Here is a 10,368-nt window from a genome sequence, read left to right as displayed (position 1 = left end):
TCGCGCGGAACGCGCGGATGCCCATCGCGGCGCGGTCGGGTGGGCACAGCTACGCCGGGTACAGCAGTCCCGACAACGGGCTCGTCGTCGATCTGCGGTCCATGGCGACGGTCCAGGTCAGCGGGGACACGGCCGTCATCGGCGGTGGGGCGCGGCTGATGGAGGTCTACGCCGCGCTGGCCGGCGCCGGGCGGGCGCTGCCGGCCGGGTCCTGCCCCACGGTGGGCATCGGTGGGCTCACGCTCGGCGGCGGGATCGGGGTCACGGCCCGCAAGTTCGGGCTGACCTGCGACCGCCTCACGGCCGCGCAGATCGTGACGGCCGACGGCAAGCAGCAGACCGTCGACGGCGGCGACCTGCTGTGGGCGCTCAAGGGCGGCGGTGGCGGCAACTTCGGCATCGTCACGTCGTTCACCTTCGCCACCGCGCCGGCGCCGGACATCACCGTGTTCTCGCTCCAGTACCCCGCCGGGTCCACCGCGGACGTGGTCGGCGCGTGGCAGGACTGGATCACCCGGCAACCGGACGAGCTGTGGTCCAACTGCACCATCTCCGCCGGTTCCCCACCAAGGGCCCGGATCGGCGGCGCGGTCGTCGGCGACGAGAACCTGTGCAAGCAGCTGCTCAGGTCCCTGCCGCGGGCGTCCTCGATCCTCATCCAGGGCAAGGGGTACCTCGACGCCATGCGGTACTACGGCGGCTGCTCCCAGCGCAGCACCGAAACGTGCCGCCCTCAGGCCGAGGGTGGCCAGCTGGGCCGGGAGTCCTTCACGGCGTCGTCGCGGGTGCTCGACAAGGCCGTCGACCCCGCCACGTTCGTCGACCTGCTCACCGGCCGGTCGGGCCTGGACGTCCTGCTCGACTCGCTCGGCGGCGCCGTCGGCCGGGTGAAGCCGGGGGACACCGCCTTCCCGCACCGGACCGCCATCGCCAGCGCGCAGATCTACTCGTCGGGCAACGCGCAGGACGTCGCCGAGGTCCGGGACGGCCTGCCGAGCAGGACGGGATACGTCAACTACATCGACCCGACCATGCCGGACTGGGCCACCGCCTACTACGGCGACAACCTCCCGCGCCTGCGGAAGGTCGCCGCCAGGTACGACCCGGACAAGGTCTTCGCCTTCGCCCAGGCCGTCACGCCCTGAACGGCATCGGGGGCGCTACAGCTCCAGGCCGGTGAGGACCATGACGCGTTCCTCGGTCAGGTCGGCCATCGCCGAGCGGAGACCTTCGCGGCCCACCCCGGAGGCCTTCACACCGCCGTAGGGCATCTGGTCCGCGCGGAACGACGGCACGTCGCCGACGATCACGCCGCCCACGTCCAGCTCGGCCCTGGCCCGGAACGCCACCCGCACGTCGCGGGTGAACACCCCGGTCTGCAGGCCGTACTGCGAGTCGTTGACCTGCGCGAACGCCTCGTCGACGGAGTCGACCACCGACACGGCCAGGACCGGCCCGAAGACCTCCTCGGCCCACACCTTCGCGTCGTGGGGCACCTCGGACAGGACCGTCGGCTCGACCGTCGCGCCGTCGCGCTTGCCGCCCACCAGCAGCCTCGCGCCGGCTCCCACGGCCTCGTCGACCCACTTCGACACGCGCTCGGCCGCGGCCTCGTCCACCAGCGGGCCCACCTCCACGGACGGGTCGTGCGGGTCGCCTGTCTTCAGCGCGCCCACCGCGTCCAGCAGCTTCGGCAGGAAGGCCTCCGCCACCGGGCGCTCCACGATCACCCGCTGCACGGCGATGCACGACTGTCCGGCCTGGTAGTTCCCGAACGTCGCGATCCGGGAGGCGGCGAAGTCCAGGTCGGGCCAGTCCGCGCACACGACGGCCGCGCCGTTGCCGCCCAGCTCCAGCACGACCTGCTTGCGTGGTGCGGCGTCCATCAGCGACCACCCGACCGGCCCCGAACCGGTGAACGACACCACCGGCAGCCGCGGGTCCTTGACGAGTGCGCGCGTGTCCTCGTTGCCGACCACCAGCACCGAGAAGGCGCCCTCGGGCAGGTCGGTCTCGGCCAGCAGCTCACCGAGCAGCAACGCCGACAGCGGCGTGCGCGGCGCCGGCTTCACGATGATCGGCGCGCCCACCGCGATGGCCGGCGCCACCTTGTGCGCCACCAGGTTGAGCGGGAAGTTGAACGGCGCGATCCCCAGCACCGGCCCGCGCGGCACCCGGCGCGTCACCGCGAGCCGGCCCACGCCACCCGGGTCGGTGTCGAGGCGTTGTACCTCACCGGTGAACCGCCGGGCCTCCTCGGCCGCGAACCGGAACGTCGAGACCGCCCGGTTGACCTCGATCGTCGCCCAACGGAGTGGTTTCCCGTTCTCGGCGGTGATCGTCTCGGCGACCTCCTCGGCGCGTTCCGCCAGCGCGCGGGACACGTGGTCGAGCGCGGCCGCACGCACGTGCGCCGGGGTGGTCCGCAACTCCCGGGCAACCTCGGCCGCGGCGGCGACGGCGCGTTCCACCTGGTCCGCGGTGGGCACGCAGACGGACGCGATCTCGTCGCCGTCGAAGGGGTGGTGGACCGGGAGGGTCTGGTCACTCCGCTCGGCACGGCCCGCGATCCAGGCCGGCCGGGGTGTCGGCAGTTCTTCCTCGAACGCGTTCATGCCTCAACGTTAGTTCTGAGCGCCATGCGATGCTGTGGCGGTGACCGACAACTCTCACCGGCCCGTTCTCGTCGTCGACTTCGGCGCGCAGTACGCCCAGCTCATCGCCCGCCGCGTGCGGGAGGCGCAGGTGTACTCGGAGGTCGTCCCGCACACCGCGTCCGTCGCGGAGCTGCTGGCACGGGAACCGCAGGCGATCGTGCTGTCGGGCGGCCCGTCCAGCGTGTACGCCGAGGGTGCCCCGGACGTCGACCCCGAGCTGTTCGAGGCGGGCGTGCCGGTGTTCGGCATCTGCTACGGCTTCCAGGCCATGGCGCGGGCGCTGGGCGGCACGGTAGAGCACACCGGGTCCCGCGAGTTCGGTCGCACCGAGCTGTCGGCCGACGGCGGCGCGCTGCACACCGACCTGCCGGGCCGGCACCCGGTGTGGATGTCCCACGGCGACTCGGTCACGGCCGCGCCACCCGGGTTCGCGGTGACCGGCTCGACCCCCGGCACCCCGGTGGCGGCGTTCGAGGACACCGAGCGCCGGTTCGCGGGCGTCCAGTACCACCCGGAGGTCGCGCACACCCCGCACGGCCAGGAGGTGCTGCGCCGGTTCCTGCACGACGTGGCGGGTATCCGGCCACAGTGGACGATCGCGTCGATCGTGGACGAGCAGATCACCCGCATCCGCGAGCAGATCGGCGACGGCCGGGCCATCTGCGGGCTGTCCGGCGGCGTCGACTCCGCGGTCGCGGCGGCACTCGTGCAGCGGGCCGTCGGCGACCGGCTGACGTGCGTGTTCGTCGACCACGGGCTATTGCGGGCCGGTGAGCGCGGCCAGGTGGAACGCGACTTCGTGGCGGCGACCGGCGTCAAGCTGGTGACCGTCGACGCCCGTGACCGGTTCCTGACGGCGCTGGACGGCGTCACCGATCCCGAGCACAAGCGGAAGATCATCGGTCGCGAGTTCATCCGGGTGTTCGAGGAGGCGGAGCGCGACCTCAAGGCCAAGGGCGACTACCGGTTCCTGGTGCAGGGCACGCTCTACCCGGACGTGGTCGAGTCCGGCGGCGGCACCGGCGCGGCGAACATCAAGAGCCACCACAACGTCGGCGGCCTGCCGGAGGACCTGAGGTTCGAGCTGGTCGAGCCGCTGCGCGAGCTGTTCAAGGACGAGGTCCGGCGCGTGGGCCTCGAGCTGGGCCTGCCGGAGACGATCGTGCACCGCCAGCCGTTCCCCGGGCCCGGTCTGGGCATCCGCATCATCGGCGCGGTGACCGCGGAGCGCCTGGAGATCCTGCGCGCGGCCGACGCCATCGCCCGCGAGGAGCTGACGGCGGCCGGTCTGGACCGCGACATCTGGCAGTGCCCGGTGGTCCTGCTGGCCGACGTGCACAGCGTCGGCGTCCAGGGCGACTTCCGGACCTACGGCCACCCGGTCGTGCTGCGCCCGGTGTCGTCGGAGGACGCCATGACCGCCGACTGGACCCGCCTCCCCTACGACGTCCTGGAACGCATCTCGACCCGCATCACGAACGAGGTACGCGACGTCAACCGCGTCGTCCTGGACGTCACGTCGAAGCCCCCGGGCACCATCGAGTGGGAGTGACGAGGGTTTTTCCAGCCCGCCTCCCCGCACTTCTCGGTGTTGGTTGCGTTCCGGCGACGGTGCGGGTGGCGAGCGGGCTCTAGCCGGCTCCGTCGAGGCACGGCGGCCGGGGTCAACCCCGTGCGACCGGTCGGATGCCCTCGAAGAGGATCGTCAGCGCGCGATGGCGGAGCTGCTCGCTCCACCCATCCGTCATCGCCCCTTGGCAGATGGCCGCGAGCAGGGCGCTCAGATCGTCGGCTCGCAGGTCGTCGCGGACGGCGCCGGCCTGCTGAGCGCGTTCGAGCAGCAGGTCGACGGCGGGCCGCAGACGGGTCAGGGCGTCGCCGACGTTGACCCGGGTGCCGGTCTCCGCGAGCCGCTCGAACACGGCCCTGTTCCGCGTGCTGGCCGACATGACACGGGTGCAGAACTCGAACAGGGCGGTCGCGTCCCGCGGGTCGTCGTTGAGGAGCGCGTCGACGTCGTCGATGAGCCGGTCCAGCACGTCCATCACCACGGCCCGCAGCAGATCCGGCTTGGTCGGGAAGTGCCGGAACACCGTGCCGATCGCCACGCCGGCGCGCTCGGCCACCGCCTCGGTCGAGGCCGATGCGCCCTGCTCGGCGAACACCGCCGCGGCCACCTCCAGGATCCGCGCCCGGTTGCGCCGGGCGTCGGCACGGAGCGTTCGTTCGCCGGTACCGGCAGGCGGACCGTCTGGACGCATGGCACTCCCTCGTCGACAAAATGAGTCAGACTCACCATGCTGAAAGTGAGTCCAACTCAGCTTACTTCAGGGTCGCGACGTGACCACGTCGGCAACCGGCACAGCAGATCCTCTCGCGCCTACCGCCGCATGCGGGAGCACGGTCTGGCGCGAGTACCAGGACATCCCCGCCATCACCGAGGCGCTGACGGCCGGACGACGCCGACGAGGATCCGCGCGTCGGGTAGTGCCGTGTCCTGGGTACGAGGATCGCCCGTCTCCTGGTGGGAGACGGGCGATCCTCATACAGCGGACTCGGTCAGCGTTTCCTGATCGAGGAGGCCAGCAGCAGCACGCCGACCAGGAGCGCGCCGCCCGCCAGGAGCCAGGTCGGGTTGGGGATGCGGAACGCGCCGTCGGTGAGGACGTACGCCGACACCAGGAGTGTGCCGATGCCGGCGATCAGGGTCAGCACGTCAGGGAACCGCTTCGTCTCGTTCTGGTCGCGGTCAGCCACGACGCACCTCCACATCTCCCAGGTCGGCCGACGCGATGATCTCGATCCGCAAGCCGCCCTCGCCGTCGGGCCCGAGGTCGGAGAACCGGGTGACCCGCGAGTCGACGCCGTCCCGCTGCTGGCCGAGGCAGTTGACCGTGCCCGCGTCGGCGGAGCAGGTGACGACGACGTCGGCGTTCGCAGGCACCACCACGTCCACGCTGCCGACGTCGGCGCGGACCCCCGTGACGACGTGGCCCACCTCCGGCAGTCCCGTCAGATCGAGGGTGATGCTGCCGAACGACCGCTCGTACATCGGCCGCACTTGCGCGAGGCCGACCGGGCGCTCGTTGACGTCACCGGTGCCGTGGTAGCCGCCGGGGCTGATCGTGGTCAGTCCCATCCCGATCACCGAGAGCGGCACCGCCAGCGCGAGCAGCCCGCGGCCCGACCGCAGGAACGCGCCCGCCACCAGGCCGAGGCCGACGATCGCCAGCACCACGCCGACGACGTGCTGGGGGGTGATCCAGCCGCCACCCCACGGCGCGTTCGCCGCGAGTACCAGGCCGGCCGCGGCCACCAGGGCGATGCCCAGTGTCGCGGTGCCGACCTTCGGCTTGCGCCGCTTCGCGGGCCGCGGCTCCTCTGGCTCCGGCGTGGTCGGCTCGGGCAGGTCCCACGCGAACGGCGCCGCGCCCAGCGGGTCCCACGCCGGCGGCGTGGTGCGGGAGTCGGGTTCCACCGGCGGCGGCATGCCGACCGGCGGACCGGAAGGCGGCGTGAACGGCGTGGTGGCCGCGGGCATGGACGTCGGCATGGATGTCGGCATGGTCGGCTGCGTGGACTCCGGTGTGGACGTCGGCGTGGATAGCGGCATCGTCGGCTGCGTGGGCGGCACCGGTACCACGGGCGCGGCCGGCGGGTAGACCGGCATGGTCGGCTGCGGCGCCCCCTGCGTCGCCGCACCCGACGGGTTCAGCGGCTCGACGTGCCCGCGTGACTGGTGGAGCAGGAACAGCAGGCCGCCGACCACCAGCAGGCTCAGCCAGCTCGAGAACGTCCCGGTGAACGAGCCGCTGAAGAACCACCCGAGCACCGGGACCATGAAGATGCCGAGCAGCACGGTGAACCCGGACGAGGTGGAGCTGCGCCCCTTGCCGAACAGCGACTCGACGGGGGACACCTCGTCGTCCTGCTCCGGCAGGAACAGCCAGCCGAGCAGGTACAGCAGGACGCCGGAACCGCCGTAGACCGTCGCGACGGCGAGCCCCACCCGCACCACCACCGGGTCGATCCGGTACCGGTTGGCGATGCCCGCGGCCACGCCGGCGATCTTGCGTCCGCGCCGCGGCCGACGGGGACGCGTGGCCCAGAAATCCTTGACGGTGTCCTCGATGCGCGTCGCACCAGACTGTGTCGCACTCACGTCGAAGAGCATGCGCCCCGGTCCGGGACGAGCACATCGGGGAATCACCCTGAGCCGCGGCTTCCGGGTATTTCCCTGATGGGCCGCGAGCGGGTAGATGTGACCATGTAGTGGTGAGTGTCGAGACGCGAGAGCTGGTGGTGGAGGCGGACCTGGACCGAGTGCTGGACAAGGCCGTCGACGAGACCGAAGAGGTCAGGATGCGTCGCCGGCGGACCGGTCGTGCCGTCGCCGGGGTCGCCGGCGGGCTCGCCGACCACCTGACGATCTCGGTGCTCTGGGTGCGGGTGGCGTTCGCGGTGCTCGCGGCGTTCGGCGGGGCCGGCGTGGTGGCCTACGGGCTGCTCTGGGTGTTCGTCCCGCAGTCCCGCGTCGAGACGAAGCCGGCCGAGGTCTCCACCAGGGAGAAGCAGCAGGCCCGCGGCCTGCTCGCACTGGGCATCGGCCTCGCGGTGGCCGTCGGGTCGCTGTCCGGGTTGCTCAACGGCTGGGTCGCCAGCGGCATCGCGGTGACGCTGGTCGGCGCCGCGCTCGTCTGGCGGGAGGCGGACGAGCAGCAGCGCCGCCGTTGGAAGGGCTCCGGCGTCGTCGGCGCGGTCATCGGCCGGGGCGGCCGGTCGGCGGTGTTCCGCATCCTGACCGGCGCGGTGCTGGTCATGACCGGTATCGCGGTGTTCCTGGCCCGCAGCGTCAACCTGGACCAGGCCCAGTTCGCGCTGCTCGCGGTGATCGCCGCGCTGGGTGGCGTCGCCGTGCTGACCGTCCCGTTCTGGCTGCGGCTGGTCCGCGACCTCGGCGAGGAGCGCAATGAGCGCATCCGCACCGAGGAACGTGCCGAGATCGCCGCCCACCTGCACGACTCCGTGCTGCAGACGCTCGCGCTGATCCAGAAGCAGGCCGAGGCGCCCCGCGAGGTGCTGCGCCTCGCGCGTGGCCAGGAGCGACAGCTGCGTGGCTGGCTGTACGGGCCGTCCGGCTACGGCCGGGGCAAGCCGCCCGGCGACGCGGCCGCCGACATCCCGACCGTGCTGTCCGAGGCCATCGCCCGCGCGTGCGGCGAGGTGGAGGACCAGTTCGCGATCAAGGTCCAGCAGGTGGTGGTCGGCGACTGCCCGCTCGACGAGAAGCTCGCCGGCCTGGTCTACGCGGCCCGCGAGGCGACCGTGAACGCAGCCAAGCACGCCGGCGTCGGCGAGGTCAGCGTGTACGCCGAGGTCGAGGCGGGCTCGGTCGAGATCTTCGTGCGGGACCGGGGGAAGGGCTTCGACCCGGCCGAGGTGCCGGCGGACCGGCATGGCCTCGCGGACTCCATCCGGGGCAGGATGGAGCGCAACGGCGGCGAACTGCGGCTGCGTACGGGGCTCGGTGAGGGGACCGAGGTGCACCTGCGCATGCCGCGTGAGCCGGTCACGTCGAAGAAGGGGAACTGATGGCCGAGAAGCCCGTACGGGTGTTCCTGGTGGACGACCACGGCCTGTTCCGGGCCGGGGTGCGGGCGGAGCTGGACTCCATCACCGACGAGGTCGAGGTGGTCGGCGAGGCCGGCACGGTCGGCGAGGCGGTCGCCGGCATCAGTCACAGGAAGCCGGACGTGGTGCTGCTCGACGTGCACATGCCCGACGGCGGCGGTGCGGAGGTGCTGCGCCGCGCCCGGCCCGACAACCCGGACGTCACGTTCCTCGCGCTGTCGGTGTCCGACGCGGCCGAGGACGTCATCGCGGTCATCCGGGCCGGCGCCCGCGGGTACGTGACCAAGACGATCTCCAGCCACGAGCTGGTCCGCGCGGTCGTGCGGGTGGCCGAAGGCGACGCGGTGTTCTCGCCGCGGCTCGCGGGCTTCGTGCTGGACGCGTTCGCCGACCGCCCCGGCGCGGCGCCGATCTCCGACCCGGAGCTGGACCTGCTGACCCCGCGCGAGCGGGACGTGTTGCGTTTACTGGCCCGCGGCTACGCCTACAAGGAGATCGCGGCCGAGCTGTTCATCTCGGTGAAGACGGTCGAGACGCACGTGTCGAGCGTGCTGCGCAAGACCCAGCTGTCCAACCGGTACGAGCTGTCCCGCTGGGCTTCGGACCGTCGCCTGGTGTGAACGGGGAGCGGACGTCGCCGTTGATCCTGACACGGTGTGAGGTCGTAGACCTGGGGTCGTCATGTTGAACATCGGAGACTTCGCCAGGCACGGCCGCGTGACGGTCAGGATGCTGCGGCACTACGACGCGATCGGGCTGCTGCGGCCGGCCCGCGTGGATCCCTTCACGGGTCACCGCGGGTACGAGGTCGCGCAGCTGTCCCGCCTGAACCGCGTCGTGGCCCTCAAGGACCTGGGTTTCACGCTGGAGCAGGTGGCCTCGATCATCGACGACAAGGTCGGGATCGACGAGCTGCGCGGCATGCTGCGACTGCGGCGGGCCGAGCTGGAGAACCAGCTGGCCACCGACCGGGCACGCCTGCGGGCCGTCGAGGCGAGGCTCCGTTCGATCGAGACGGAGGGCGCCATGCCCACGAACGACGTACAGGTCAAGACGATCGAGCCGATTCGGGTCGCCGAGGTCAGCGGCGTGGCCGCGAGCTTCGAGCCGGAGTCGATCACCCCGGTGATCGGTCCGCTCTACGACGAGCTGATGCACCGGCTGGAGGCCGCCGGTGTGACGCCGGCGGGGCCGGCGGTCGCGTACTACGAGGACGCGCCGGCGGGCGGTGTGGTCGTGCACGCGACCATGCCGGTGAGCGCCACCGAGATCGAGGGCGTCGACGTGGTGGACCTGCCGGGCATCGAGCGGGCGGCCACGATCATGCACCACGGCTCGATGGACAACGTCCTGTCCAGCGTCCAGACCCTGGCCACCTGGATCGAGGAGAACGGCCACACCTCGGCCGGCTACAACCGCGAGGTGACCCTCAAGTGGTCGGCGGACGAGTCCGAGCGGGTCACCGAGCTGCAGGAACCGTTGCGCTGACCGGGACGGCCGGCGGCTCGACGGGCCGCCGGCGCACCCTGGTCAGCGCGACCCCGCCGAGCACGACGACCATGCCGGCGACGACGTGCGGGGTGAGCGTCTCGTCCAGGAACAGCGCGCCGAGCAGCACGGACACGACCGGCAGCAGGTACCCGACGGTCGCCGCGTTGGTCGGCCCCTCGTCGGTGATGATCCGGTAGTTGAGCGCGAACGCGAACCCGGTGCCGAAGATCCCGAGGACCGTCACGGCCAGCACCGCGTCCCAGTGCGGGTGGACCGGCTGGAGCCCGTACGCCGGCAGGGCGATCGCCATCAGCCCGGTGGCCGAGATGATCTGCGACGCCGACAACGCGATCGGCGCGACCCCACGTCCGTCCTGGTGTCCGCTCCGCGAGCCGCGCGGGGAGATGAACCGCCCGATGTAGGCGAAGCTCACGGCGTAGCAGATGGCCGCGACCAGGATGACCAGCGCGTCCCAGCTGGCGAAGGACGTCTCCCACGGCGAGAAGATCAGCAACGTGCCGCCGAACCCGAGCACCAGCCCACCGACCTTGGTGGCGGACAGGTCCCGCTCGGTCCGCAGCACGATCGC

General features: G+C 72.0%; 10 protein-coding genes. 5 read left to right on the top strand and 5 right to left on the bottom strand.

The features are described from left to right. Positions 1-1,145 (top strand): FAD-binding protein (locus tag ACJ73U_RS20900; RefSeq protein ID WP_407779348.1); only part of this gene is annotated, 1,145 nt, incomplete at its 5' end. A 15-nt stretch (positions 1,146-1,160) separates the two neighbouring features. Here ACJ73U_RS20900 and ACJ73U_RS20895 read toward each other — a convergent pair. Then, entirely contained in the window at positions 1,161-2,615 is a 1,455-nt protein-coding gene (locus tag ACJ73U_RS20895) for an aldehyde dehydrogenase family protein (RefSeq protein ID WP_407779347.1), read from the bottom strand. A gap of 40 nt (positions 2,616-2,655) precedes the next feature. Between ACJ73U_RS20895 and guaA the strand changes: the two genes are divergently transcribed. Further along, positions 2,656-4,209: a glutamine-hydrolyzing GMP synthase gene (guaA, locus tag ACJ73U_RS20890; protein WP_407779346.1), complete on the top strand. Its 1,554-nt coding sequence runs from the start codon at positions 2,656-2,658 to the stop codon at positions 4,207-4,209. Positions 4,210-4,321: 112 nt separating this feature from the next. Here guaA and ACJ73U_RS20885 read toward each other — a convergent pair whose 3' ends face one another. The 3 genes from ACJ73U_RS20885 to ACJ73U_RS20875 all read right to left on the bottom strand — a co-directional run bounded on the left by ACJ73U_RS20885 (position 4,322) and on the right by ACJ73U_RS20875 (position 6,819). Beyond that, positions 4,322-4,918 (bottom strand): TetR/AcrR family transcriptional regulator, encoded by a 597-nt coding sequence (locus tag ACJ73U_RS20885; RefSeq protein WP_407779345.1) that lies wholly within the window; start codon positions 4,916-4,918, stop codon positions 4,322-4,324. A 298-nt stretch (positions 4,919-5,216) separates the two neighbouring features. Further along, on the bottom strand, positions 5,217-5,429 hold the full coding sequence (locus ACJ73U_RS20880; protein WP_407779344.1) for a hypothetical protein: 213 nt from the start codon (positions 5,427-5,429) through the stop codon (positions 5,217-5,219). Beyond that, the gene (locus ACJ73U_RS20875; protein ID WP_407779343.1) at positions 5,407-6,819 is read right to left on the bottom strand and encodes a PspC domain-containing protein; all 1,413 of its coding nucleotides are present in this window, start codon (positions 6,817-6,819) and stop codon (positions 5,407-5,409) included. The genes ACJ73U_RS20880 and ACJ73U_RS20875 overlap by 23 nt, the downstream gene beginning before the upstream one ends. A gap of 137 nt (positions 6,820-6,956) precedes the next feature. On the opposite strand from ACJ73U_RS20875, the gene ACJ73U_RS20870 reads away from it, so the two are divergent. From ACJ73U_RS20870 to ACJ73U_RS20860, 3 genes are all read left to right on the top strand, one after another. Continuing rightward, entirely contained in the window at positions 6,957-8,249 is a 1,293-nt protein-coding gene (locus ACJ73U_RS20870) for a PspC domain-containing protein (RefSeq protein ID WP_407779349.1), read from the top strand. After that, positions 8,249-8,908 (top strand): response regulator, encoded by a 660-nt coding sequence (locus ACJ73U_RS20865; RefSeq protein ID WP_407779342.1) that lies wholly within the window; start codon positions 8,249-8,251, stop codon positions 8,906-8,908. The genes ACJ73U_RS20870 and ACJ73U_RS20865 overlap by 1 nt, the downstream gene beginning before the upstream one ends. A gap of 61 nt (positions 8,909-8,969) precedes the next feature. After that, complete coding sequence (locus ACJ73U_RS20860; RefSeq protein ID WP_407779341.1) at positions 8,970-9,776, top strand: MerR family transcriptional regulator; 807 nt, start codon at positions 8,970-8,972, stop codon at positions 9,774-9,776. Here the strand turns inward: ACJ73U_RS20860 and ACJ73U_RS20855 are convergent. Further along, positions 9,748-10,368 (bottom strand): DMT family transporter (locus ACJ73U_RS20855; protein ID WP_407779340.1); only part of this gene is annotated, 621 nt, incomplete at its 5' end. The genes ACJ73U_RS20860 and ACJ73U_RS20855 overlap by 29 nt on opposite strands.

This window comes from Actinophytocola sp., from assembly GCF_045807065.1.
In the GTDB taxonomy this organism is placed as follows: domain Bacteria; phylum Actinomycetota; class Actinomycetes; order Mycobacteriales; family Pseudonocardiaceae; genus Actinophytocola.
Note: the sequence above shows the minus strand (reverse complement) of the source record. Positions and strands in the feature narration are given on the sequence as shown.

Bases quoted from the DNA above. Each gene is read 5' to 3' on its own strand.
- ACJ73U_RS20880 (WP_407779344.1), bottom strand. From the start codon at position 5,429: ATGTGGAGGTGCGTCGTGGCTGACCGCGACCAGAACGAGACGAAGCGG.
- ACJ73U_RS20895 (WP_407779347.1), bottom strand. From the start codon at position 2,615: ATGAACGCGTTCGAGGAAGAACTGCCGACACCCCGGCCGGCCTGGATC.
- ACJ73U_RS20865 (WP_407779342.1), top strand. From the start codon at position 8,249: ATGGCCGAGAAGCCCGTACGGGTGTTCCTGGTGGACGACCACGGCCTG.
- ACJ73U_RS20885 (WP_407779345.1), bottom strand. From the start codon at position 4,918: ATGCGTCCAGACGGTCCGCCTGCCGGTACCGGCGAACGAACGCTCCGT.
- ACJ73U_RS20860 (WP_407779341.1), top strand. From the start codon at position 8,970: ATGTTGAACATCGGAGACTTCGCCAGGCACGGCCGCGTGACGGTCAGG.